The organism is Bradyrhizobium sp. CAR08 (assembly GCF_052871955.1).
Genome location: NZ_JBIXJX010000001.1, coordinates 190,404 through 214,605, shown reverse-complemented (window position 1 = coordinate 214,605; position 24,202 = coordinate 190,404). Strand labels below are relative to the sequence as shown.

Sequence of the window (24,202 nt, the reverse complement as noted above, 5' to 3'; positions counted from 1 at the left end):
CTTTAACCATGTCGGCCGGCGCCAGCAGGAGCGCTGCCGGTGACGAGCGACAGCAAGGCTGACTTTTTCGAAAAGAGACTCTCTGTTAACCATGATCCTCTCGCGCAAGGCGGCGCGACAGCGGGAGCGACCTCATGACGTTCGCCGGGAGACTGAGCGTTATCACCGCGTACCTCGCCATGGCCTTTGTCGGTGCCATCGTGCTCGGCATGATCTAGCGGCTTCAGCCGGAGGTATCGAACGCTTCCCTTACGACCGCGCGCTCCACTGCCGCGACGTCGTGATCAGCTTCTCCGGCCGCTCTTCGGCTCGCGTCCAGTCGTTGCCGGAACACCAGAAATGGCCCAGTGCGCAGGCTTCGACGTGAAGCTTGCCGGAGCTCTTCAGCGTCATCCTCGCATAATAGGTACTGCCGCTGGAGCGGCTGTAGATGTTGCCGGTCCAGACGTCGTGCGTTTTCGGCTTCATGTTGACGAGCACGCTCTCGCCCCTGGTCGATGCTTCAGTCAGCGCGAAGCCGCACAGTGCAGGACCGCAGCGTTCGATGCGGACCGTGCCCTTGGCGCCTGCGCTCTCCCATTCGCCGAGCGGCAAATAGGAGAGTTCGTCGTCGCCGCGCTCAGGGCTCGTCACGGCCTGCTCGAGCTGCGGCCTTGGCGCGACGACGGGTGCCTCCATGCGCGGCGGATCGAGCGCGACGGTCTTCGGCGGATCCGTCTGCGGTAGCTCCACCCGTGGCGGATTGGAGCTTGGCGCCTGCGGCAGGACAATTGGCTGCGAGGTCGTTGAGGCAAGGACAGGAGCCGTCTGCGCCGTCGCAGGCGCGACCGCAATCGCTTGCGCTGGCCTGACCGGAGCCACGGGATAGAGCGGCTGCGGCGGCGGAAGCACCGGCGCAGGGGCTGGCGTCGTGTCGACGTCAGGCCGAAAGCTGCGATGGGAGGAAACCGAGACACAGGAAGCCGATCGGCAATTCCTGGGCGCCTCGACCTGAAATCGATGACCGCCAATCGAGAACGCGTAAGACCCGGCCTCGGCTGCGGGCGCAATCGCCAGCAGCGCGATCAATGTGCCAAGCGAAGTCACAAGCCGCGTCATCGGCGCCTCCCTCTGTGTGGCGACGACGTTACGCAAATGGAATCGCGACCGAATGTGCGCTGCGTCACCCAGCCGCGGCGAGCCGTTGTGACGTCTATCACAGAACGTCCGGCCAGCCCGGCGTAGGGTCGAACCACGCTTCATCCACCCGCGACTTCAGTCCCATCGGGACCACACATCTTCGGAGGTTGTCATGAACAAGCTCACCATCGCCGCCACCGCCCTCTTCCTCGCGTCCACCGCCGCCGCGCATGCCGGCAATGCGATCTCGTTCCAGATCGAAGGCCAGAACATCCGCATCGAGACGCCACGCAACTGCGCCTCGCTCAATTGCGTGACCATCGTCGCGCCGGGCCTCTCGGACAAGCCGATCAAGCTGAACAACATCAACCTCAAGGGTCTTGGCTCCAAAGACGATGACGTCGACACCACGCCGGCTCCTGCCACGACCGCGCAGCCCGCGCCGGCTCCGGTGCAGCAGCATCCCGTGCAGCAGCCCCCGGTGCAGGCGACTGCGCCGGCAGCGCCGGCTATCGCGGCACCGAGCACGACGGTTGCCGCTGTTCCGTCCGTCGGTTACGACGCCACGACGCAGACCGCGCCCGTTGCGGCTCCCGCTCCTGCGCCCGCGCCGGTCGCGGTTGCTCCGGCCCCGGTGCCCGCCGTGCCTGTCGCGGTTGCCAACACACCGATCGGCGTCTGGGCCACCGAAGAGAACAAGGGCAATGTCCGCGTCGAACAGTGCGGCGTCAATCTCTGCGGCTACGCCGCAAAGACCAACGAGCGCATCCTGATCAACATGAAGCCCGACGGCGCGAAGTGGAGCGGCCGTATCCACGATCCCGACTCCGGCCGCAATTACGACTCGACGATCGCGATGAAGGGCCCGAATGCAATGCGCGTGCAGGGCTGCGCCTTCGGCGGCATGTTCTGCGGCGGCCAGACCTGGAAGCGCGTGAGCTGACGCCGCAGGCGTCGTCTCCAACACATGCACATTCTTCGTCATGCCCGGGCTTGTCCCGCCTGCGCGGCCGAAGCCGCTTCGGCGAGGCGAAGGCCCGGGCATCCACGTTCTTAGTCCCGCGCTTCAAGGCGTGGATCGCCGGGGCAAGCCCGGCCATGACGGTGGAGAGGCTTGGCCGCAAGCTAGCATCGCGTACCGTTTGAACGTTCACCGCCTCCGTGCGATAGACATTCATCCGCCGTTCAGCTGTACGCGGCTGATATCGGTCGATCTCTCACCGGGATTCTTCGTGACTCTTACCGTGGCCTGGCGCCGCTTCATGTTCGCGCTTGTGCTGCTGGCGTCGCCGCCGGCCGGCGCGAGCGTTGCGTTCGGATTCGATGCGATCGAGCTTGCGCAGGCGCAGCCAGAAGCGCAGCCGTCGCCCGCCCCTTCGCCGACGCCATCGGCTTCGCCCGCTCCCGCGACCGAGGCGCAGCCCGCTGCCGTCGAGCCGATCGGCAACGTTGCGACGGTGACGGGCATCGCGACCGTGATCCGCGACAAAAATTCCTATCCGCTGCGCGTGCGCGACGACATCTATCTCAACGACGTCGTGCAGACTTCGTCGAACTCATCGCTCGGCATCACCTTCGACGACGCGACCACGTTCAACCTCTCCGCCAGCACGAAGATCACCATCGACACTTACGTCTATGAGGACGGCGGCAAGCACAACACAGGCATCTTCGACATCGGCAAGGGCACGGTCGCCTTCGTCGCGGCGGCGGTGGCAAAGACCGGCGACATGAGGATCACGACGCCGACGGCCACGCTCGGCATCCGCGGCACCACGGGCGTGGTCGAGGTGCCGGAAGGCGCGGCCGCGAACAAGACCAACAACGTCAACATCAAGCTCTATCCCGATGCCGACGGACGGGTCGGACACATCGACGTCGACGACCGCACGAGCGGGACGCGGCTCGGCGCGCTGACCCAAGGCGCGAGCGGTTTTGCGATCCGGCCGGGCGCGGCCGCTGCCGGGGTCATGCGCTTTGCCGCGGTGCCGATCACGATAGCGCCACAGCAGATCGCGCGCGACCGCGGCTTCGTCAGCCAGGTGCATCTGGCGCAAACCACGGGCCGGCAGATCGTCACCGAGCAGCGCGACTTCCGCCGCGCCAATCCGACCGCGAGCCCGCGCATTCCGCGGCCGTTCCAGCCGCCGCAACAGCAATTGCGGCCGAACACGGCGCCCGGACAACAGCCGCAGCGGCCGAACGGCCAACCCGGTCAGAACAACCGTCCAGGGCAGCAACAGCCAGGCACGCCAGGCCGTCAAGGCGCCCAGCCGCAGCGGCAGGGCCAAGGCGGCGCAGTGCAACCAGGCGCGCCGCGCGTGGGTCAAGGTCAGCAACAGCAAGGCGCTCGGCGACCGGCGGGAGGTACGCCGCGCATCGGGCAAGGCACGCAGCCTAACGGCACGCCACAAAACCAGCCGCAGCGCGGTGGGCAGATTCCGCCGCAGCCCGGCGGAGTCGCGCCGCCGCAGCCGGGCGGCACGCAACAGCAGCCCGGTCCGCAGCCGCAACTTCCGCGCACCGGCATGCAGCCCGGCCAGCCGCCCGCTGCTCAACAGCCGGGCATGCAGCGCCCGGGCGGATTCCAGCAGCGCCTCCCCGCCGCACAACGCCCCGCAGCGCCGCGAAGGCCAGCTCCAGTTCCGAAGGAGAAGGAGCGGCGATGACTTTCTTCCTTCTCCCCTTGTGGGAGAAGGTGGCGCGAAGCGCTGGATGAGGGGTTCTCACCGCGAATCCATTGCGACAGCTTCGCGCGTGGAGAGACACCCCTCAGCCGCCTCGCCGCTTCGCGGCGAGCCACCCTCTCCCACAAGGGGCGAGGGTGCACCGTCAACGCGGGGCGAGGTGAAGAAAACTCACGCCTCTCCGCGTAGCCAGGCTTTCATCTTCTGCAACAGACCGTGCCGCAACTCGCCCACCGAGGCTGCTTCAGCCGGTGTCAGTGTCTGCAAAGCCGCATCGACATCGTCGGTCGCCAGCGGTGGCGGCTCGGGCGCAGGCGAAGATGTAAGCCCCGCCGCGGCGAGCGCGATCGGGCCAACCTGGGTCAGGAACACCCGCTCATACTCGCGCGACAGGCGCGCGAGCGCGTCTTCCAGGGGCAGCCAGTCGACCGCCTTGATGTCGTTCATCAGCTTGCGGACGGGACCGCCCCCGGCCTCCATGCGCCAGAAATGCACGACCTTGGAGCGGCCACCGGACTGATAGACGAGCGTACCCAGGAATTCGTGGATGGCGACGTCGTGGCCGGTCTCTTCCAGCACCTCGCGATGCGCGGCTTCTCTCGGCGTTTCGCCGTCGTCGAGCTTGCCCTTGGGCAAAACCCATTCGTTGCGCTTGCGCTGGCGCACGACGGCAATCAGCGGCGGCGCACCTCGCCGCAGCACAATACCACCCGCCGCCATGACCGGCGCCCGCGCCATCACCCAATCCGTCGTCGTAGACGTCCCCACGAACGATATAGGCGGCCGACCCGGCAGATTGAAGGCTAGTTTTTTCTCAGCAACGCTTGACCCGCGCGAATGCGCGTGCCTTCGGCGATGCCGTCGCAGAAGGTGAAATCGCCGGGCGCGAGGATGATGATGGTCGAGCCGTGCTCGAACCAGCCGAGCTCCTCGCCCTTGCTCACGTTGACGTCGCAGGGAAAATTGACCGGCCCCCTGGTCTGCGCATTCAGCACCATGTCGAGGAAGTGCAGGCGGATGCTTGCCACCAGGATCGCGGCGACCGGCACCAGTGTCACAGCTTCGCCGGTGGACAAATGCGTGCGGATCACCGTGCGCTCGTTCTTGCAGAACAGGCGCTCGACGCGCTTTAGCGCGATCGGGTTGACGTTCCAGACATCGCCATGGATCAGCGTGACGCGCTCGATATGCGCGTCATAAGGCGCGTGGAAGCGGTGATACATGCTTGAAGTCAGCCGCAGCGTGACGAAGGAGCCGTTGCGGTGCTGGTCGACCAGTACGGAATCGCCCAGCAGATCGAGCAGCGAGTACGGCGCGCCCTTGACCTGGAACAGCTCGGTATCGGCGATCCGGCCATGGGCGCCGACGATGCCGTCGGACGGACTGGCGACAATGGAGGGGTCCGGATCAAAGCGCCGCAAGCCGGGCTTGAGCTCCCGGGTGAAGCAGTCGTGCAGGCTCCGGAAATGGGTCTTGCGCGCCTCCGTGAGATCGAGGTCGGAGAACAGCTTCCACAGCGCGATGGAGCCGTCCCGCACCAGCGGGTTCTCGATCTTGGAGAACCAGCCCATGAACCGGGTCAACGCGGCGCGCGGGATGCGGTTGGTCAACAGGAAGTTGAGGTCTTCCTGCTGGGTGAAAGAGGCGATGAGGGCTTTGACTGTCATGAATCTGTCAGCTCACAGTATTAGCGCTTGTTGTCATGGAAACGACACTCCCGATTCTTTCTTTGTCCGTGGCCGCCGCAGCGTCCGCTGCCGCCGCCTTCCCGAAGATCAAGGCGCGGATCGAATTGTCCCGCGCCAAGCACCGCTCGCTCGCCGGGCACTCCAAGATGTCCCGCCGGGTGGCAAAGCTGCTTCCGTTCTACGAATTCGAAGGCGATGCGTACTTCGCCTGCGACGGCGCGCCGGCGAACATCGCAGGCCTGCGCAGGGACGGCTTCTTCCGCCTCGCAAGCCTCTACGCCGAGCGCTACCCCAAGGGCCGCGCGATGACGAAGGACGCGGCGGAAAAGATCTCCGACCTGCACTTCACCGAAACATACCGCGTGCCATTCCAGTTCTCGCGTCTCGTCCGCGAGCATTTGGGCACTTCGACATTCGTAGAGTCGTCGCGCGGTGTCACCATTACGGATGTCGACGGCAACACCTCCTACGACCTCACGGGGTCCTACGGCGTCAACATCTTCGGCAACGACTTCTACAAGGAGTGCATCGAGGGCTCCGAGAAGCGGGCGCACGCGCTCGGACCGGTGCTCGGACCCTACCATCCCGTCATCCTCGAGAACGTGGCGCGGCTGTGCCAGATCTCGGGCCTCGACGAAGTGTCCTTCCACATGTCCGGCACCGAAGCCGTGATGCAGGCGGGGCGGCTCGCGCGCTACCACACCAGGCGCACGCATCTGGTCCGTTTCGCCGGCGCCTATCACGGCTGGTGGGGCGACGTGCAGCCCGGCGTCGGCAATCCGATTCCTGCGCACGAGACCTACACCCTCGCCGAGATGTCGGAGAAGACGCTGCATGTGCTGCGGACGCGCAAGGACATCGCCTGCGTGCTGGTCAATCCGCTGCAGGGCCTGCATCCGAACGCCAACGCGCCCGGCGATTCCTCGCTGGTCGATTCCTCCCGGGGCGGTAATTTCGACCGCGCGGCCTACACCGAATGGCTCAAGAAGCTGCGCGACGTCTGCACGGAGCGCGGCATCGTGCTGATCTTCGACGAGGTCTTCGTCGGCTTCCGTCTCGCTGCCGGCGGCGCCCAGGAATACTTTGGCGTCAAGGCCGACATGGTGACCTACGGCAAGAGCCTCGCCGGCGGCCTGCCGGTCGGCGTCGTCTGCGGCAAACGCGAGCTGATGCGCCGCTTCCGCGACGACCGCCCCGCCGACGTCTGCTTCGCCCGCGGCACCTTCAACTCGCACCCCTACGTCATGACGGCGATGGATGAGTTTCTGAGCCGGCTCGCCAGCCCGAATTTCCGCGCCGTCTATGACGGACTGGACGAGACCTGGAACGGCCGCGCGCAAAAGCTCAACCGAATGATGAGCGATGCCGACCTGCCGGTGCGGTTTGCAAATTTCTCGTCGATCTGGACGGTGAAATACACCACGCCGTCCCGCTACAACTGGATGCTGCAATATTATCTGCGCGCCGAAGGCCTGTCCTTGAGCTGGGTCGGCACCGGCAGGCTGATCTTCAGCCTGAACTACACCGACGCCGATTTCACCGAGGTCGCCGAGCGTTTCGTCCGCGCGGCCGAGAAGATGAAGGCCGACGGCTTCTGGTGGCACGATGGCGTCCTCACCAACAAGACCATCAAGCGGCAGATCCTGAAAGAGATGCTGGCCAAGCGCTTCGGGCGCTGAGGCTGGTTCCTCCAACGGCGTCATGGCCGGGCACAGCCGTCCGAAGGACGGCGTCGCTTCCGCTCGCCTATGCCCGGCCATCCACGCGTCTCCGCGCGAGACCTCCAAGACGTGGATGCCCGGGCCTTCGCCTCGCCGAAGCGGCTTCGGCCGCGCAGGCGGGACGAGCCCGGGCATGACGCAACCATCAGACATCGGAGGCCTTGGTGAGAACGGCGCGCTCAGGCGTGCTGCTCTTCGAGCGTGGGCTCACCGATGAGGCCCAGCGTGTGCTCGGGCTTGAGATGCAGGCCGGGATCCATCAGCTCGCCACGCATCAGCGCCAGCGGCGCGTTGCGGTAGAGCATCAAATCGTGGAAGGGGTCGGTCAGGATCTTCGTCATCCAGACGAGACCGGTCTCGACGTCGCGGATGAAGAACAGGTGCACCGTGCGGAACATGAGACCGCCGCCGCCGACGACGAGCCAGATCTTGGCCACTTGCCGCATGAAGTCGGTCGCGCCCGCCCAAGGCGTGAACAGTCCGAACAGAGTCGGATCGACCAACAGCACCACCGGCGACAGCGCCCAGATCGACATCAGCACCACCTTGCGCCGAAGGTTGTAGCCGACCTTGATCTCTTCCTTGTGCTCGTGCGTCGCCTGGTTGATCTGGTCGTAGCCATGCGGCTCGAAGAAGAAGTGGCCGGCCTGGCGCGAGGTCATCGAGACCAGCCAGCCCACCAGCGCGGAGACCATGGGGTCGACGAACAGCCAGACATAGGCGAACAGGAAGCTCAGCGCGCTGACAAAGTGCAGGCTCTGATTGATGCGGCTGTGGTGATAGTAGCGATGGTCGTCCCAGCGCTGGATCCGCAGCTGCTCGAGATAGTTCTTGATCATGCTCTCCCCCAAATGCTTTCGGGTTCAGGATTTACAGGGATTCGATGTAGGCCGTGTGACATCATCATTTTGTCATGTGACGATGCGCAGCGGCGCGATGACGCACGGGTTACGTGAGCTTGGATCAAGCCGCCTTGGCGACGTCGATCTTGCGGAATCGCACCAGCGAGAAATGACCGAGCGGCGGGATCAGGCGGCGCTCGGCGAGCTCGATGCCGTCGGCACCGGCCAGCCATTTGGCATAACGCGACCAGGCGAACTCGGCGGTGCGGAAACCGAGCGGACGTACCACCGGCTGCAGCTTCTGCTCGATGAAGCGGCGCATGCCGGTATCGGCGCTGACGCGGGTGAGGATGATCAGCTCCCCGCCCGGGCGCAGCACGCGGGCGAATTCGTCAAGCGCGACTTCCGGATTCGGCACGGCGGTGACGACGTATTGCGCCATCACGACGTCGAAGGAGTTGTCGGGGAATTCGAGCTTCTCGGCATCCATCACCGCGAGGCCTTCGACGTTCTCTAGGCCGCCCTCGACGACGCGCTGGCGCGCCTTGTCGAGCATCGCCTCCGAGATGTCGGTGCCGAAGATGCGCAGATGCGGCGCGTAGAGCGGCAGCGAGATGCCGGTGCCGACGCCGACCTCGAGCACCCGGCCGCCGATCTTGTTGGTGGCCGCGATCGCGGCCTGCCGGCCTTTTGCGAACACGCCTCCGAACACGAGGTCGTAGACCGGTGCCCAACGATCATAGGCCTGCTCGACCGTGCCACGGGTGAGGTCGAGCTGCTGGGTGCCGTCAAGGTTCATGATCTTAGCCATCGATGAGGTTCTCGCTGTGGTCGAACGGGATCAGCCGCGCACCGGCCGCCGCGCCATGCGAGGCGAGGCGCGCAAGGCACGGCTGGGCTGAAGTGAAGTGAGGTTGCCGACGAATTGGCGCGCGCTGTTTTCCCAGGAGCGCTCCAGCGCGAAGTTGCGGCAGGTCTCGCGCGACATGGTCAGTGCGCGCAGGCACGCGGCGCGCAAATCGTGGTCGATCGCGCCGATCGGGTGATCTGCGATGACATCCTTCGGACCCGTCACCGGGAACGCCGCAACCGGCGTGCCGCAGGCGAGCGCTTCGAGCTGCACCACGCCGAACGTGTCGGTCAGGCTCGGAAACACGAACACGTCAGCGGCGGCGAGGTGCGCGGTGAGGTCAGCGCCCTTCTTCTCGCCGAGGAAGACCACGTCGGGATATTTCTTTTCAAGGCCGGCCTTCTGCGGACCGTCGCCGATGACGACCTTGGTGCCGGGCAGGTCGAGCGAGAGGAAAGCCTCGAGGTTCTTCTCCACCGCCACGCGGCCCATCGTCATGAAGATCGGCCCGGGCAGATCGAGCTTGGCTGGAGAGTCCGGATGAAACAGCTCGGTGTTGACGCCGCGGGTCCAGAAGCCGAGCCGCTTGAAACCGCGCTCGGACAGCTCCTGCCGCAGCGAGGGCGTCGCGACCATCGTCATCGCGGCGGCATCGTGGAAGTGGCGCAGCACGGCGTAGCCGACGCTCGCGGGGATGCCGGTTCGCACCGAGACGTATTCGGGAAAGCGCGTGGTGTAGGAGGTGGTGAAGGCGAGCCGGTTGCGACGGCAATAAGCCCGCGCCGCCCAGCCGATCGGCCCTTCGGTCGCGATGTGCAGCGCCTCCGGCGCCGCCCTCTCGATCCGCCGCCCAATCTCCCTGCCGCTCGGCAGCGCAATGCGCAGCCCTGGATAGGTCGGCAACGGCCATGACCGAAAGCCGTCCGGCGTCAGGAAGTCGATCTCGACATCCAATGCCTTGGCCGCGCCAGCCAGCGAGGTCAGCGTCCGCACCACACCGTTGACCTGCGGATGCCAGGCGTCAGTCGCGATTAATACCCGCATGGGGAAATCCCGAGATTTTTATGATTCTCGGCTTAGGACCATCAACCACGGATATTTCAGGCGTGTGACGTCATGGAAGTGTCGGCCCGCTGTTTTGTTCGTTAACGGGTCCGCGCAGCCACGAAACCGTCATGAAACAATCCTTTCCGCCACGAAACCGTTTTCGGTTTTCCGCGCAAACGTCCCGAAACTTCTTGCCGTTAGTGATCTAGGCAACAGAGCACCGCAACGGTGCCGGGTGACCAAGAAACACCGCGCAAACAGGGGCGACCGATGATGAATCTGGAGACGTTGAAGACTTATTCGCGCGCCGTTGCGTTTGGCGCAGTGGCTGTCACCGCGATCGCGTTTGCCGGCCCGGCCAAGGCCGCGCCTGTGCAGCTCTTCCCCTTCTTCCGGCCGCTGCCGCCGATCGCAGCGCCGCAGCCGTACCAGCCTTATCAAGCGACGCCCTATCAGGCCGCGCCGTCCGAGGAGCAGGACGCGGTCGAAACGCCGGCCCGCTTCCGCCGCCAGACCGTCTCCTATGCGACGCGTGAGGCGCCGGGCACCATCATCATCGATACGCCCAACACCTATCTCTATCTCGTGCTCGGCAATGGCCAGGCGATGCGCTACGGCATCGGCGTCGGCCGCGACGGTTTCACCTGGTCCGGCACCCAGTCGGTGACCAAGAAGGCGGAGTGGCCGGATTGGACCCCGCCGCCGGAGATGATCGCCCGCCAACCCTATCTGCCGCGCCACGTGGCCGGCGGTCCCGGCAATCCGCTCGGCGCCCGCGCCATGTATCTCGGCGGCACCATCTACCGCATCCACGGCACCAACGCACCCGACACCATCGGCAAGCACGTCTCCTCCGGCTGCATCCGCCTGACCAATGACGATGTTGCGGACCTGTACTCCCGCGTCAACGTCGGCACCAAGGTGATCGTGCTGCCGATGACGGAGCGCCGCGCCGACCTCGGCGCCGCGACGCGGTAAGCGACAGGACATTGTGACGCAAACGGCCCCGGAACTCACCGGGGCCGTTTTCGTTGGCCCTCGGCATACCGATGCGCGCGCGTGCTGCGGCGCGATCCCCGATGGAGGCGCGAATGCAATCACGTCCGCAAACGCCGCAAGGCAAATGCCTGCGCTCGATCGCTGCCGCGGTGGCACTGCTGCTGAACGCGCCCACCTCGCGCGCACAGCCGCCGGGGAGTGACGACGCAGCCCAGCAGGCCTTCAACAATTCCTGCCGAACCTGCCACTCGGTGAAAGAGGGCGACAATCGTCTGGGCCCCAACCTCAACAAAATCGTCGGACGCAAGGCCGGCGCGCTGCCGAACTACAACTATTCTTCGTCGATGAAGGAAGCCGGCTTCGTCTGGGACCAGGACAAACTCACCCGCTTCATGCTCAAGCCGGACGAGGTCGTCTCCGGCAACAAGATGCAGCCCTATGGCGGCGTCTCGGCGGAGGAAGCGGGCAAGATCGTTGCCTATTTGCAGGCGGCTTCGCAGTAGGGCCACCGGCCCCGCCGCTCTGCGATCAGCCTCAGCCACGCCGCCGAATGAAACGCGCTCATCAGCAGATACATCGGCACCATCCCGCCGAGCATCGCCCCATGTCCGGAGCCACACAGCATGTCCGCCGGGCCATCAAGCATGGCCGTCAGCACGGCCATGATCGCGAAGGTCGGCGTCGCCGCCAGCCCCAACCATCTGGCGAGGTGGCGCGCGGCCACCACACCGTTGCGGCTCGCGCCGGCCATTGCGCTGACGGGACTAGTCACGTCCTTCAGCCGCCTCCTCGCGAAAAGCCTTCTCGCCCGCGGTCAAGATCTCGACCCATTTCTTGTCGGGCGCCGCACCTTCGGTGTAGCTGTCGTGCCAGTTCCACCATTTGTAGGTCGGCGTCTGCGGATAGCCTTTCGGCGAATCCTCCCAGACCTCCTGCCGTCCCAGCGGCGTGATGTCGAGGTAATTCCAGGTGCCGCCCATCTGCTCGTCGCCCCGGCTCTTGACGAAATAGGTGCGGAAGATCCGGTCGCCGTCGCGGAAGAACACGTTGGTCCCGTGCCACTCGTCGACGCCGAAATCCGCATCGAAACTGTCGGTGACGGTGACCCATGGCATGGTCCAGCCCATCCGCTGCTTCAGCCTGCTGATATCGGCCTGCGGTGCGCGCGAGGCGAACACCAGCGTGGTGTCGCGGGCATTGAGGTGCGCGACATGCGCGACCTGGTCGGCCACCATGGAGCAGCCGCGGCAGGCATGATCCGGCCAGCCGAACACGCCCGGCTCGAAGAACGCACGGTAGACGATCAGCTGCCGCCGGCCCTGGAACAGGTCGTGCAGACTGACCTTGCCGCCAGGCCCCTCGAACGCATAGGTTTTGGTCACTTCCATCCAAGGCATGCGCCGGCGCTCGGCGGCCAGGGCGTCGCGGGCACGGGTATGCGCCTTTTCCTTCACGAGCAGTTGCTGACGGGCGGCCTCCCAGTCCTGCGGCGACACCACCGGCGGTGTTTGCATGGCGGCTTGTCCGTTGTTTCCTGCGTTGTCAGCTGATGTCATCATGGCTCTCCAACTTTTCCCGGGCGGCCGTTCCGTATCTCGCTGTGTGAGATGCGGAACCGCTCGTCCCTCGCCGCACATTGTCGGCCGTCAACGATCTCTCGCACCGGACGGTTGCGTGGTGGGAGTAACAAGTGTGGCGGGATTTGAATGGAGTCGCTGATCACGGCCGCGGCGCGCGCGCTCCAAGCCGGCGATCCGCTCGGCGCGCTGAACCGCGTTGCGCTGCGCAACGATGCACCTTCGCTGGCGCTGCGCGGCATCGCGATGGCGCAACTCGGCGATCTCGCCAAGGCGAAGACGTTGCTGCGCAGTGCCGCACGCGCCTTCGGCCCGAAAGAGGCGGTCGCGCGGGCAAGATGCGTCGTCGCGGAGGCCGAGATCGCACTCGTCTCGCGCGACCTGAATTGGCCGGCCAACACGCTCGTGGCCGCGCGGGCGACGCTCGCAAGCCACGGTGACCTCGCCAACGCGGCCCATGCGGGTCACATCGAGGCGCGCAGACTTCTCCTTCTCGGACGCCTCGACGAGGCCGAGCGCACGCTGGCCGAGATCAAGACCACACCGCTGCCCCGGGCTGCGCAGGTCGCCCGCGAGCTCGTGATTGCCGGCATCGCCATCCGGCGGCTCCGAACGAAAGACGCGCGCGCGGCGCTCGGGCGCGCGGCGAGCGCAGCACGACAGGCCGGCATTCCCGCGCTTGCGGCGGAGGTCGAAGGCACGAGCCGCGTGCTCGACACGCCCGCAGCGCGCTTGATCACGCGCGGGCACGAACGGCCGCTACTGCTCGAGGAGGTCGAGGACCTCGTGACATCGGAGGCGCTCGTGGTGGACACGTTCCATCACGCGGTTCGCAGGCGAGGCATCCTCGTGCCGCTCGGAACGCGGCCGGTGCTGTTCGCGCTCGCGCGCATCCTGGCGCAGGCCTGGCCGGCCGATGTCTCGCGGGAAGCGTTGATCACGGGAGCGTTTCAGGCAAGGCACGTCGATGAATCGCATCGCGCCCGGCTGCGCGTCGAAATCGGGCGGCTCCGCACCAAGCTCAAGCCTCTGGCCGACGTCAGCGCGACCAGGCAAGGTTTTGCGCTGACGCCGCGCAACACGCGGCAGGTTCTCGTCCTCGCACGGCCCGTCGAGGAGAAGCACGCCAATGTGCTCGCCTTCCTCTCTGATGGCGAGCCCTGGTCGAGTTCGGCGCTCGCGCTGGCGCTGGGAACGAGCGCGCGCACCGTGCAACGGGCCCTCGAAGAGCTGGCGCGATCGAACAAGGTGCAGTCCTTCGGACACGGACGGGCGCGGCGCTGGATGACGCCGCCCGTGCCGGGTTTCCCGACAGGCTTGTTACTCCCCGGACCGCTCATGAAGACGTAAAGTGGGATTCACACCGCAGGGACCGAGCAGATGAAACGTTCAGCCGCCGAGATCGTCAGGGAATACGGGCCCTATGCAGGCGTCGAAGCCGTGCACGGCGTCACCTATGACGGCAGCCTTATGTGGTTCGCATCCGGCGACAGATTGAACGCGGTCGACCCGGCCGACGGCAACATCACCCGCTCCATCGATGTCGCCGCGCATGCGGGAACGGCGTTCGACGGCCGCCACCTGTTCCAGATCGCCGAGGACCGCATCCAGAAGATCGACGCTGTGACCGGCAAGGTGCTCGCCACCATCCCGGCACCCGGCGGCGGTGGCGATTCCGGACTGGCCTGGGCCGAGGGCTCGCTCTGGGTCGGACAGTATCGGGAGCGCAAGATCCATCAGGTCGATCCCCAGACGGGAAAAATTCTCCGCACCATCGAAAGCAAGCGCTTCGTCACCGGCGTGACCTGGGTCGACGGCGAGCTCTGGCACGGCACCTGGGAAGGCGAGGACAGCGACATCAGGCGGATCGACCCCGAGACGGGCAAGGTGCTGGAGCAGCTCGACCTGCCCGCCGGGACGATGGTGTCAGGATTGGAGTCCGATGGCGGCGACCGTTTCTTCTGCGGTGGCGGAGATCGCGGCAATGTGAGGGCGGTGCGCCGTCCGAGGCGCAGCTAGGGTGTGCCATGACGCATGCGCGGCAACGGTGCGTTCGCGGCCGTTAATATGTTTGCCCCAATTCCACCCCATCGGTGGGCTCTAGCGCCCTCCTTGCCTGCCCTGTAGACTTCTGCCCCGGGGCGGCCTGGGGGATTGATGCGACTGACGCTGAACTTAAAAACTGTCCTGATCGCCGTCGCGGTGCTCTCGGCGTCGTTTTTCATCAGCCTGAAGGCGATGGACTGGCTGTCGCCGCGGGCAACGAATTCCGCGCCGCCGGTCGCGCAATTGCCGCCGCTGCCGCCAGTCTCGAAGAGCTCGATCGTGGTGGCGCCGGTCGCCATCGCGCTGTCGGCGATCCGCGAGCAGGCCGAGAAGGCCGCTCCGCGCAATTTCGCCGGCAAGGCCGAGAACCCGATTTCGCAAATCCTGGAGAACGCCGACATCGGCTGGTCGGCGGTACGCGGACCGATGGCGACTGCCGGCGACAAGGACGTGCTGACGATCTCGACGCCGCTCACGGGCAAGCTGAACGTGACGGGCTCGCTGTCGTCGAAAGCCACCGGCGCGCTCGGCGAGGCGCTCGGCAGCGTGCTCGGCGGCAATGCCGCGAAACAGATCGGCGCGGTCAACATCAAGAATTTGAACGCCAGCGCCGAGATCAAGGGCAACGTCGTCGTTACCTCGCGGCCGAAGCTTGCCGCCAACTGGCATCTCGAGCCCAATCTCGGCGCCCAGGTCAATCTTGGCGATACAAACCTCAACATTTCGGGCGCCAAGGTCAACGTGCCTGCGCAGGTGAAGCCGCTGATCGACAAGACCGTTGGCGAACAGATCAACGCCGTTTCCGAACGCATGCGCAACGATCCGACCTTGCGGGACAACGCGAAGCTGCAATGGGCCAAGGCCTGCCGCTCGATCCCGCTGCAAGGCTCGGGGTCTTCCGCCGCGCTGCCGCCGCTTTGGCTCGAGATGAAGCCGACCCGCGCCATCGCGGCACAGCCGCGCGTCGACGCACAGAACGTGACGCTGCTGCTTGGCCTCGAGCTCGAGACGCGCGTGATCTCGACGCCGACCAAGCCCGACTGCCCGTTCCCCGACAAGATCTCGATCGTGCCGCCGACCGGCACCGGTGTGAACATTGGCGTGCCGATCGACGTGCCCTTCACCGAGATCAACAAGCTCATCGCGGCGCAGATGGTCGGCCACACCTATCCCGAGGACGGCTCCGGCCCGGTCGATGTCACCGTCAAGAGCGTCAACGTGATCCCGTCGGGCGAGCGCCTCCTGATCTCGCTGCTGGTGCGCGCCAAGGAGAAGAAGAGCTGGCTTGGTCTCGGCGCCGAAGCGACCGTGCACATCTGGGGCCGGCCGATGCTCGACCAGGCGCAGCAGACGCTGCGGCTCGCCGACATCCAGCTCGCCGTGGAATCCGAGGCGGCCTTCGGCCTGCTGGGTGCCGCGGCGCGCGCGGTGGTGCCGCAGATGCAGCAGGCGCTGGTGCAGAAAGCGACGGTCGATCTGAAGCCGATTGCCGCCAACGCACGCGAGAAGATCGCCGCCGCGATCGCCGACTATCAGAAGAACGAGGATGGCATCAAGGTCGAGGCGAAGATCGACAGCCTGAGCCTCGCCGACATCGCCTTCGACTCCAAGACGCTGCGCGTGATCGCGGAAGCCGGGGGCTCGCTGAATGTATCCGTGACGAAGCTGTCGGGGATGTAGCGCGCGCCTTTTCCCGACGGGTCCGTGCGCGCAGTCGCTTGCGCCGCTGGCAATCTGGTCGGACGATGCTAAGCTGTTCCTCGCACCCCGGGGACGGGGTGCTGACAGCACTGTGGCTGACAACGCGAGGATGACATGGAAGCCGGCATGGTTACGCCTGCGCCGGCGCTGGTGCGCTTTTCCGGCATTCAGAAGACCTATGATGGCGAGCACCTCGTGGTGAAAAACCTCGATCTCGACATCAGGAAGGGCGAGTTCGTCACCCTGCTTGGTCCGTCGGGCTCGGGCAAGACGACCACCCTGATGATGCTGGCGGGTTTCGAGGTTCCGACCCACGGCGAGATCTTCCTCGCGGACCGACCGATCAAGAACGTGCCGGCACACAAGCGCGACATCGGCATGGTGTTCCAGAACTATGCCCTGTTTCCGCACCTGACGATTGCGGAGAATATCGCCTTCCCGCTCTCCGTTCGCAACACGAACAAGGCCGAAGCGCAGGATCGTGTCAAAGCGGCATTGCGCATGATCAAGATGGAAACTCTGGCGCAGCGGCGGCCCGGGCAGCTGTCCGGCGGTCAACAGCAGCGCGTGGCACTGGCCCGCGCCCTTGTTTTCAATCCGCAACTCGTGCTGATGGACGAGCCGCTGGGCGCCCTGGACAAGCGCCTGCGGGAGCAGATGCAACTGGAGATCAAGCAACTGCACGAGACGATGGGCATCACCGTCGTCTACGTCACCCACGATCAAAGTGAAGCGCTTACCATGTCGGATCGCATCGCCGTATTCAACGACGGCATCGTGCAGCAGATCGACAGGCCCGCCGCGCTGTATGAGCATCCGGTGAACAGCTTCGTCGCCCATTTCATCGGCGAGAACAATGTGCTGGCCGGCACCGTCGAGACGGTCGAGAAAGAATATTGCCGAGTTGCGCTGGCTGGCGGCGGCGCCGTGACCGCACGAGCCGTCAACGTATCAGGCGCGGGCGCATCGACCTCGCTGTCGGTGCGGCCGGAGCGGATCGCCATTATCCCGGATGGCATCTCCAGCGACGAACCGAACCGACTGCCGGCCAAGGTGCAGAACACCATCTATCTCGGCGACCACGCGCTGGCCGTGCTCGACGTCGCCGACAACAAGGAGTTCATGGTCAAGCTTCAGCCGGGGACACATGACAGCCTGAGAGCTGGCAGCCTTACAGCTGGCAGCCTGAGACCTGGCGATGACGTGTTCATCACCTTCCGCCCGGAGGACTGCCTGGCCCTCGATCCCGTCTGATCCGACCATGCAGCATCGCTCCAAGGTGGGCGGACCTGCACCGACCAAGCTCAACGTCACGTGAAGAAGGAACAAAGACCATGCTGAAGCGCAAGATTATTCTGGGTTTCGCCGCGGCATTCACTGCCAGCGCGACGCTGGCCACGGTCGCGCAGGCGCGTGACCTCACCGTTGTGTCGTGGGGCGGCGCCTATCAGGATGCCCAGAAGAAGGTCTATTTCGAGCCGTTCAAGAAAGCGACCGGTGTTCCCTTGAATGACGAGTCCTGGGACGGCGGCGTCGGCGTGTTGCGCGCCAAGGTGCAGGGTGGTGCCGCCACCTGGGACGTCGTCCAGGTCGAGAGCGACGAGCTGGCGGTTGGCTGCGAGGAAGGCCTGTTCGAAAAGCTCGACTATTCGAAGATCGGCGGCGAGGCCGCCTATATCCCACCGTCGGTCAATCCTTGCGGCGTCGGCGCCATCCTCTACGATTTCGTTCTCGGCTACGACAAGGACAAGTTGAAGGAGGCCCCGAAGGGCTGGGCCGACTTCTTCGACACCAAGAAGATCCCGGGCAAGCGTGCCCTGCGTCAGGGGCCGAAGACCACGCTGGAGATCGCCCTCATGGCCGACGGCGTCGCGCCAAAGGACGTCTACAAGGTGCTGGCGACCGACGAGGGCGTCGAGCGCGCGTTCAAGAAGCTGGACACCATCAAGGGCGACATCGTCTGGTGGAAGGCCGGCGCTCAGCCGCCGCAATTGCTCGCCTCCGGCGAGGTGGCAATGACCTCGGTCTACAATGGCCGCATCGACACCGCGAACAAGAACGAGAAGAAGAATTTTGGCATGGTCTGGGACGGAGCGCTCTTCACCCTCGACACTTGGGTGATCCTGAAAGGCAGCCCGAACAAGGACGCGGCCTACAAGTTCCTGGACTTCGTCGGCAAGGCTGAGAACCAGTCGAAACTGTCGGAGAACATTGCTTATGGCACCTCGAACAAGGACGCAGCCGCCCTGCTCGCGCCTGCTGTTCTGAAGGACCTGCCGACAGCGCCTGACAACATCAAGAATGCGGTCGAGATCAATGTTGCCTTCTGGCTCGAGAACATCGACCGCCTGACCGAGCGCTTCAACAAATGGGCCGCGAAATAGCGTCCCCACAAAGCTCGACCCAAGGTTAGACCAATGACGGATGCGCTCTTGACCGGCGCCCATGGCCCGACCGAGGTGCCGCTCAAGCGCCGATTGCGGCGGGCGGAGCGAGCACGCCAGGTCAAAGCATTGGCGCTGGTTCTGCCGCTTCTCGTCTTCCTGCTCTTCACCTTCGCTGGGCCCATCGCCGGCATGCTGTGGCGTGCCGTCGATGACCGCGAGGTGCGTCTGGTTCTGCCTCAGACCATCGCGGCTCTCGCCAGTTGGGACGGCAGGGATCTGCCGAACGAAAAGGCCTACGCGGCGCTGGCGGGCGACATCATGGCGGCGCGCGATTCCGGCACCATTGCGCTTGCGGCCAAGCGGCTCAACTACGCACTGAACGGCTTCCGCACGATCCTGACCAGCACCGCACGCAATCTGAAGACTGCGCCCGAGCCCGGCACGGCCAGGGAGACGCTGGGCAAGATCAACCCGGCCTGGCGCGAACGCGCCACCTGGACCACGATCAAGGACGCCAGTGGTCCCATGACCGGCTTCTATCTTTTGTCGGCGCTCGATCTGACGCGGAACGTGGACGGCGCGATTGTCGCAGCTCCGCCCGATCAGGCCATCTACCGCGACGTTTTCGTCCGCACCTTCCTCATCAGCCTCAGTGTCACGGTGCTGTGCCTGATCCTTGGCTTTCCGGTCGCCTACTTGCTGGCCGCGCTGCCGCCCGGCCGGTCGAATTTGCTGATGATCTTCGTCCTGCTGCCGTTCTGGACGTCGCTGCTGGTCCGCACCTGCGCCTGGATCGTTCTGTTGCAGAGCAAAGGCGTCGTGAACGACAGCCTGCTCTGGCTTGGCATCATCGACGAGCCGTTGCGCCTGATCTACAACCGCTTTGGTGTCTGCGTGGCCATGACCCACGTTCTCCTGCCGTTCATGATCCTGCCGCTGTACAGCAGCATGAAGGCGATCTCGCCGGCTTACATGCGTGCCGCCGCCTCGCTCGGTGCACCACCGCTCACCGCCTTCCTGCGGATCTACCTGCCTCAGACGCTGCCGGGCATCGGCGCGGGAAGCCTGCTCGTCTTCATCCTGGCGCTCGGCTATTACATCACGCCAGCACTCGTCGGGGGCGCCGCCGATCAGATGATCAGCTACTTCATCGCGCTCTACACGACCGAGACGGCCAATTGGGGCCTTGCTTCGGCACTGGGTGCGGTGCTGCTGCTCGCCACTATTCTGCTCGCGCTCGTCTACGGAAAGCTGATGCAGGGACAGCAGGTCACGGGAGGGATGAAGAATTGAGCGACAATTCCTCCATCCGCACCCCGAGCCAACGTATCGCGTGGACCGCGACCGTTGTGATCTCCACGCTGGTGTTCATCTTCCTGATCGCGCCGATCCTTGCGATCATGCCGCTGTCGTTCAGCTCGGGCTCGTACCTCACCTATCCGCTGCCGGGCCTCTCGCTGCGCTGGTACGACGACTTCATCAATTCGCCGCGCTGGATGAATTCGCTGAAGAACAGCATGATCATCGGTGTCGCCTCGACCCTGCTGTCGATGGTGCTCGGCACGCTGGCGGCGTTGGGGCTGGCGCAGTGGAAGAGCCGGTTCAAGCCGCTCGTGCTGGCTTTCGTGCTGTCGCCGGTCGTCGTGCCCGGCGTCATCACTGCGGTCGGTCTCTATTTCTTCTTCGCGCCGATCGGATTGACTGGCAGCTATCTCGGCCTGATCCTGGCCCACACCGCTCTGGCGACGCCCTTCGTCGTCATCACGGTCGGCGCGACGCTGCAGAGCTTCGACACCAATCTGGCCCGCGCTGCCGCCTCGCTCGGTGCCTCGCCGCTTGACGCCTTCCGCCGCGTGATCCTGCCGCTGATCCTGCCCGGCGTGGCATCGGGGGCCCTGTTCGCCTTCGCGACCAGCTTCGATGAGGTGGTGATCGTGCTGTTCATGGCAGGTCCCGAGCAGCGCACCCTACCGCGCGAGATGTTCAGCGGCATCCGCGAGAACATCAGCCCGACCATCACGGCGGCGGCGGTGATCCTGACGACGGTCTCGGTCATCCTGCTCGCCACCCTGGAAGGCCTGCGCCGGCGCAACGAACGGCTCAAGGGCAGCAGCGCGTGAGCTTCTTCCTTCTCCCGGGGAGAGGGTGAAAACACTGCCGCGCCCTGCTTATTTCTCAACCCTCCTCGCGCATTCCCGGGCTTTGCTCCGGGGACCGATTGTCGTTAGAACGGTCCCCGCAACAAAACCCAAACAACAACGCTGAGGGAGAAACAAAATGCAAAAGCTCATCGCCGCGATCGCGGCCGGTCTCGCGCTCGCCGCCACGTCAGGCGCCGCCCAGGCGCAGATTTCCGACGACGTCGTCAAGATCGGCGTGCTCACGGACATGTCGAGCCTCTATGCGGACGCGACCGGCAAGGGCTCGCTCGCCGCCGTGGAGATGGCGGTCGCCGATTACGGTGCCAAAGTCGCGGGCAAGCCCGTGCAGGTGGTCTCCGCCGATCACCAGAACAAGCCCGACGTCGGCGTCAACATCGCCCGCAACTGGTACGACAACGACAAGGTCGACGCGATCTTCGACGTGCCGACCTCGTCGGTGGCGCTGCCGATCTCGGCGTTGACGCGCGAGAAGAACAAGATCCACATCAATTCCGGCGGCGGCTCATCCGATATCACGGGCGTCGCCTGCTCGCCCAACACGGTGCACTGGACCTACGACACCTATGCGCTGTCGAACGTCGCCGGCAAGGCGATGGTCAAGCGCGGCGAGGACACCTGGTTCTTCGTCACCGCCGACTACGCCTTCGGCATGGCGCTGCAGCGCGACGCCGCCAACGTCGTCAAGGAGAGCGGCGGCAAGGTGCTCGGCGAGGTCCGCCATCCGCTCAACTCGTCGGACTTCTCCTCCTTCCTGCTCCAGGCCCAGGCCTCCAAGGCCAAGGTGGTCGCACTGGCCAATGCCGGCGGCGACACCACCAATGCGCTGAAACAGGCGGCCGAGTTCGGCCTGACGGAGGGCGGCCAGAAGATGATCGCCTTGCTCATGGAGATCACCGACGTTCATTCGCTCGGCATCAAGTCGACGCAAGGCCTGATCATCACCGACGCGTTCTACTGGGACACCAACGAGGAGACGCGCGCCTTCTCCAAGCGCTTCAACGAGAAGGTCGGTCACATGCCGACCATGATCCAGGCGGGGCTCTATTCCGCGACCATGCATTACCTGAAGGCGATCGACGCCATCAAGACCGACGAGGCACCGAAGGTGATGGAGCAGATGCGCAAGACACCGGTCAACGACTTCTTCGCCAAGAACGGCAAGATCCGCATCGACGGCCGCATGGTCCACGACATGTATCTGTTCGAGGTCAAGAAGCCCGAGGACTCCAAGGGCGAGTGGGACCTCTACAAGCTGATCGCCACCGTGCCCGGCGACGAGGCCTTCCGTCCGCTCGACAAGGGCGGCTGCCCGCTGGTGACGCACTGAAGTTCTTCTCCCTCTTCCCGCTTGCGGGGAGAGGTTGGGAAGAGCACGACAGCGCGCCCGGCAAAAACCGGGCGCGCTTCGTTTAGCCGTTCAGAGCCGCGTTACTCCGAGTATTTGAACTCGGGCATGTTCTTCAGCTCGTCCTTGCTCGCATTGAACACGGCGTGGTCCGGATACCATTTCGACGCGGACGTGGCCGTCGTCGTCGTCGCGGGCTTGTTGTCGGTGCCGGTCGCGGCACCCGTCGTGGTAGTCGCCGCGGGCCGGTTGGCTGCGCTGTTCGGGTTGTTCCCGGCAGCGCCGGTGTAGGCAACCGCCTCGTTGACGAATTTCAGCTTCTCAAAGGGCACCGCAACCAGATGCTCGCCCAGGCCGAGGAAGCCGCCGACGCCGATCACGGCGATCTTGATGTTACCGCTCTTGTCCATCAGCAGATCGTTGATCGAGCCGATGTTCTCATTGGCGTCGTTATAGACCTTGATGCCGTCCATCTTGGACGTACGCCACTGTCCCGACGCGGTCGTGGTCGTCGTCGTCGCCGCGGCAGCCGGCGCCTTGTCGGTGGTGGCGGTCGGATTTTGCGCGAACGCAACGGTTGCGAGCAGTGCGGTACCGGCAAGACCGGCCGCGATCGATTTCATCAACATATTGTCCTCTCCTTCAGCAGAAAACTTGTGCGGAGAAAACAGCTCGGATCAGTCCCAGTTCCGCGCGTGCTGCAATTTCGTCGCGTGCTGCGCGAGCATCTGGGCTGCGTTCAATTGTTCCTAAGTCACTCAGGAACATTTCGCAGCGCACGATTTCGTCGATAAATTCATGCGGCGCGCGCGATCGCGATCGCCCACGGCGGCGAGCTGTCGCTGCACGACCGGGAGCCGGATGGGCTGATCGTGCGGATGCAATTGCCGGTACGGCAGCAGCCGCAGCTTGCGGCTTAAGCCATGATCCGGACCCGAAGGGCCGCGCCAGCGCAAAGTGTGCAGCGGTTTTCCGAAAAGATCATGCCCGAAGACTAAACCTCAGGCCGCAAGCGGCGGGTGCGCGACGGCTCCCTCATCAAAAATCGCAACCGCCTCGAAGCGATAATTGCAAGCACGGCATGTCCAAAGATAGGAGATGCGTCCGTCGCCCGCCTCGATCCAATCAGGTTGGGGGATCGGCGCGCCGCATTGCGCACAGGGATTTTGCCTGGGAATGTCGCCGATGTGTGCCTTTGTCATGGCACCTCTCCCGATTTGCGCCGCTCTCTTACTCGCTTTCGGGCCCGCACGCGAATAGACAGGCCCGCTGTCGCGAATGACGGCTTCGTCTGCATGACAAGCCCTACGCCGGCCTTGCGTCCGAATGACGGCTCTGCGCTGCAAAAACGTAATCGGAGGCGTTTCGCCACATCATCGCCGCGTTCGCGGGGCCTAACGCGAGCGGGCGCAGGTGAGCGGTGCCGAGGAACATTTGATGAAAATTTTACATGTCGCCGCGCTGCTCGCGGCCGGACTGACGTTGCCACAGGCCGCATTCGCGGGCCAAGCGGAGTACGCCGAGATGGTCGCGGCCCATGCCCGCGCCAACGGCGTGCCGGAGGCGCTGGTGCATCGCGTCATCATGCGCGAAAGCCGCTATCAGCCCGGCCTGGTCGGCCATGGCGGCACCATCGGGCTGATGCAGATCAAGCTCGCGACCGCGCGCGGGGTCGGCTACACCGGCGACGCCGCCGGCCTGCGCGATCCCAATACCAACCTCACCTATGCCGTGAAATATCTCGCCGGCGCCTATCACGCCGCCAATGGCGATCACGCCCGCGCCGTGCGTTATTTCGCCGGCGGCTATTACTACGCCGCAAAGCGGCAGCGGCAGGAGGCCGTGCAGGTCGCCAATACGAGCGAGGCCAATATTGGCGCCCCTTGGCTCGAGCCGAACGGCAATCCGCAGCCGATATTCGGCGCCGCGCCGCACCGCAAGCTCGCCCAGCGCGTCCGCAACGCCCGGGCACAGGCGCCCAGGTAAGCCCGGTTCCCGCCAAGCGCGTTGACCAGCCTGTCCCACTGGCAT

At 65.1% G+C, this 24,202-nt stretch carries 24 protein-coding genes; 14 read left to right on the top strand and 10 right to left on the bottom strand.

Annotation, left to right across the window (positions count from 1 at the left end; all coding sequences use genetic code 11):
* Positions 1-249 precede the first annotated feature (249 nt).
* Positions 250-1,098: a DUF2147 domain-containing protein gene (locus ACIPUD_RS00995; protein ID WP_018454210.1), complete on the bottom strand. Its 849-nt coding sequence runs from the start codon at positions 1,096-1,098 to the stop codon at positions 250-252.
* A gap of 193 nt (positions 1,099-1,291) precedes the next feature.
* Here ACIPUD_RS00995 and ACIPUD_RS00990 point away from each other — a divergent pair, with 193 nt between their 5' ends.
* Together ACIPUD_RS00990 and ACIPUD_RS00985 are read left to right on the top strand one after the other, a co-directional pair.
* Entirely contained in the window at positions 1,292-2,062 is a 771-nt protein-coding gene (locus ACIPUD_RS00990; RefSeq protein WP_085361425.1) for a DUF2147 domain-containing protein, read from the top strand.
* 319 nt (positions 2,063-2,381) lie between these two features.
* Positions 2,382-3,788: a FecR family protein gene (locus ACIPUD_RS00985; protein WP_085361536.1), complete on the top strand. Its 1,407-nt coding sequence runs from the start codon at positions 2,382-2,384 to the stop codon at positions 3,786-3,788.
* A 189-nt stretch (positions 3,789-3,977) separates the two neighbouring features.
* On the opposite strand, the gene ACIPUD_RS00980 is transcribed toward ACIPUD_RS00985, so the two are convergent.
* On the bottom strand, positions 3,978-4,544 hold the full coding sequence (locus tag ACIPUD_RS00980) for an NUDIX hydrolase (RefSeq protein ID WP_085361426.1): 567 nt from the start codon (positions 4,542-4,544) through the stop codon (positions 3,978-3,980).
* 65 nt (positions 4,545-4,609) lie between these two features.
* Complete coding sequence (gene asd / locus ACIPUD_RS00975; protein WP_085361427.1) at positions 4,610-5,473, bottom strand: archaetidylserine decarboxylase; 864 nt, start codon at positions 5,471-5,473, stop codon at positions 4,610-4,612.
* A gap of 35 nt (positions 5,474-5,508) precedes the next feature.
* Here asd and ACIPUD_RS00970 point away from each other — a divergent pair, with 35 nt between their 5' ends.
* Entirely contained in the window at positions 5,509-7,173 is a 1,665-nt protein-coding gene (locus ACIPUD_RS00970; RefSeq protein WP_085361428.1) for an aminotransferase class III-fold pyridoxal phosphate-dependent enzyme, read from the top strand.
* Positions 7,174-7,394: 221 nt separating this feature from the next.
* Here ACIPUD_RS00970 and ACIPUD_RS00965 read toward each other — a convergent pair whose 3' ends face one another.
* The 3 genes from ACIPUD_RS00965 to ACIPUD_RS00955 form a co-directional block, all read right to left on the bottom strand.
* Positions 7,395-8,054 carry a hypothetical protein gene (locus tag ACIPUD_RS00965; protein WP_085349114.1) on the bottom strand — a complete coding sequence of 220 codons (660 nt, stop codon included), beginning with the start codon at positions 8,052-8,054 and terminating at the stop codon, positions 7,395-7,397.
* Positions 8,055-8,178: 124 nt separating this feature from the next.
* Entirely contained in the window at positions 8,179-8,868 is a 690-nt protein-coding gene (locus ACIPUD_RS00960; RefSeq protein ID WP_085349115.1) for a class I SAM-dependent methyltransferase, read from the bottom strand.
* A 30-nt stretch (positions 8,869-8,898) separates the two neighbouring features.
* The gene (locus ACIPUD_RS00955; RefSeq protein ID WP_018454173.1) at positions 8,899-9,951 is read right to left on the bottom strand and encodes a glycosyltransferase family 4 protein; all 1,053 of its coding nucleotides are present in this window, start codon (positions 9,949-9,951) and stop codon (positions 8,899-8,901) included.
* A 273-nt stretch (positions 9,952-10,224) separates the two neighbouring features.
* On the opposite strand from ACIPUD_RS00955, the gene ACIPUD_RS00950 reads away from it, so the two are divergent.
* Positions 10,225-10,932, top strand: coding sequence for a L,D-transpeptidase (locus tag ACIPUD_RS00950; protein ID WP_085361430.1), 708 nt, complete (start codon positions 10,225-10,227; stop codon positions 10,930-10,932).
* A 113-nt stretch (positions 10,933-11,045) separates the two neighbouring features.
* Positions 11,046-11,456 carry a c-type cytochrome gene (locus ACIPUD_RS00945; protein ID WP_162496551.1) on the top strand — a complete coding sequence of 137 codons (411 nt, stop codon included), beginning with the start codon at positions 11,046-11,048 and terminating at the stop codon, positions 11,454-11,456.
* Here ACIPUD_RS00945 and ACIPUD_RS00940 read toward each other — a convergent pair.
* Positions 11,432-11,725 carry a hypothetical protein gene (locus ACIPUD_RS00940; protein ID WP_085361432.1) on the bottom strand — a complete coding sequence of 98 codons (294 nt, stop codon included), beginning with the start codon at positions 11,723-11,725 and terminating at the stop codon, positions 11,432-11,434. The two genes, ACIPUD_RS00945 and ACIPUD_RS00940, sit on opposite strands and share 25 nt — an antisense overlap.
* Positions 11,718-12,512 carry a DUF899 domain-containing protein gene (locus ACIPUD_RS00935; protein ID WP_085361433.1) on the bottom strand — a complete coding sequence of 265 codons (795 nt, stop codon included), beginning with the start codon at positions 12,510-12,512 and terminating at the stop codon, positions 11,718-11,720. The genes ACIPUD_RS00940 and ACIPUD_RS00935 overlap by 8 nt, the downstream gene beginning before the upstream one ends.
* A 147-nt stretch (positions 12,513-12,659) precedes the next feature.
* Here ACIPUD_RS00935 and ACIPUD_RS00930 point away from each other — a divergent pair, with 147 nt between their 5' ends.
* The 8 genes from ACIPUD_RS00930 to ACIPUD_RS00895 all read left to right on the top strand — a co-directional run bounded on the left by ACIPUD_RS00930 (position 12,660) and on the right by ACIPUD_RS00895 (position 22,153).
* A complete protein-coding gene (locus ACIPUD_RS00930) occupies positions 12,660-13,880 on the top strand; it encodes a helix-turn-helix domain-containing protein (RefSeq protein ID WP_085361434.1) in 1,221 nt (406 codons plus the stop codon).
* Positions 13,881-13,910: 30 nt separating this feature from the next.
* Entirely contained in the window at positions 13,911-14,549 is a 639-nt protein-coding gene (locus ACIPUD_RS00925; RefSeq protein WP_085361435.1) for a Vgb family protein, read from the top strand.
* A gap of 138 nt (positions 14,550-14,687) precedes the next feature.
* Complete coding sequence (locus ACIPUD_RS00920; protein ID WP_085361436.1) at positions 14,688-16,256, top strand: DUF4403 family protein; 1,569 nt, start codon at positions 14,688-14,690, stop codon at positions 16,254-16,256.
* A gap of 135 nt (positions 16,257-16,391) precedes the next feature.
* Entirely contained in the window at positions 16,392-17,531 is a 1,140-nt protein-coding gene (locus ACIPUD_RS00915) for an ABC transporter ATP-binding protein (RefSeq protein WP_085361437.1), read from the top strand.
* A gap of 80 nt (positions 17,532-17,611) precedes the next feature.
* On the top strand, positions 17,612-18,661 hold the full coding sequence (locus ACIPUD_RS00910; protein ID WP_085361438.1) for an ABC transporter substrate-binding protein: 1,050 nt from the start codon (positions 17,612-17,614) through the stop codon (positions 18,659-18,661).
* Positions 18,662-18,694: 33 nt separating this feature from the next.
* Positions 18,695-19,957 (top strand): ABC transporter permease, encoded by a 1,263-nt coding sequence (locus ACIPUD_RS00905; protein WP_446479996.1) that lies wholly within the window; start codon positions 18,695-18,697, stop codon positions 19,955-19,957.
* A complete protein-coding gene (locus tag ACIPUD_RS00900; protein WP_162496385.1) occupies positions 19,954-20,784 on the top strand; it encodes an ABC transporter permease in 831 nt (276 codons plus the stop codon). The genes ACIPUD_RS00905 and ACIPUD_RS00900 overlap by 4 nt, the downstream gene beginning before the upstream one ends.
* Before the next feature lie 157 nt (positions 20,785-20,941).
* Positions 20,942-22,153 carry an ABC transporter substrate-binding protein gene (locus ACIPUD_RS00895; RefSeq protein WP_018454161.1) on the top strand — a complete coding sequence of 404 codons (1,212 nt, stop codon included), beginning with the start codon at positions 20,942-20,944 and terminating at the stop codon, positions 22,151-22,153.
* 101 nt (positions 22,154-22,254) lie between these two features.
* On the opposite strand, the gene ACIPUD_RS00890 is transcribed toward ACIPUD_RS00895, so the two are convergent.
* Positions 22,255-22,800, bottom strand: a complete 546-nt coding sequence (locus ACIPUD_RS00890) for a PRC-barrel domain-containing protein (protein WP_018454160.1) — start codon at positions 22,798-22,800, stop codon at positions 22,255-22,257.
* A gap of 372 nt (positions 22,801-23,172) precedes the next feature.
* On the bottom strand, positions 23,173-23,373 hold the full coding sequence (locus tag ACIPUD_RS00885) for a hypothetical protein (protein WP_446479995.1): 201 nt from the start codon (positions 23,371-23,373) through the stop codon (positions 23,173-23,175).
* A gap of 235 nt (positions 23,374-23,608) precedes the next feature.
* Between ACIPUD_RS00885 and ACIPUD_RS00880 the strand changes: the two genes are divergently transcribed.
* Positions 23,609-24,157, top strand: coding sequence for a lytic transglycosylase domain-containing protein (locus ACIPUD_RS00880; RefSeq protein WP_162496550.1), 549 nt, complete (start codon positions 23,609-23,611; stop codon positions 24,155-24,157).
* Positions 24,158-24,202: the final 45 nt, after the last annotated feature.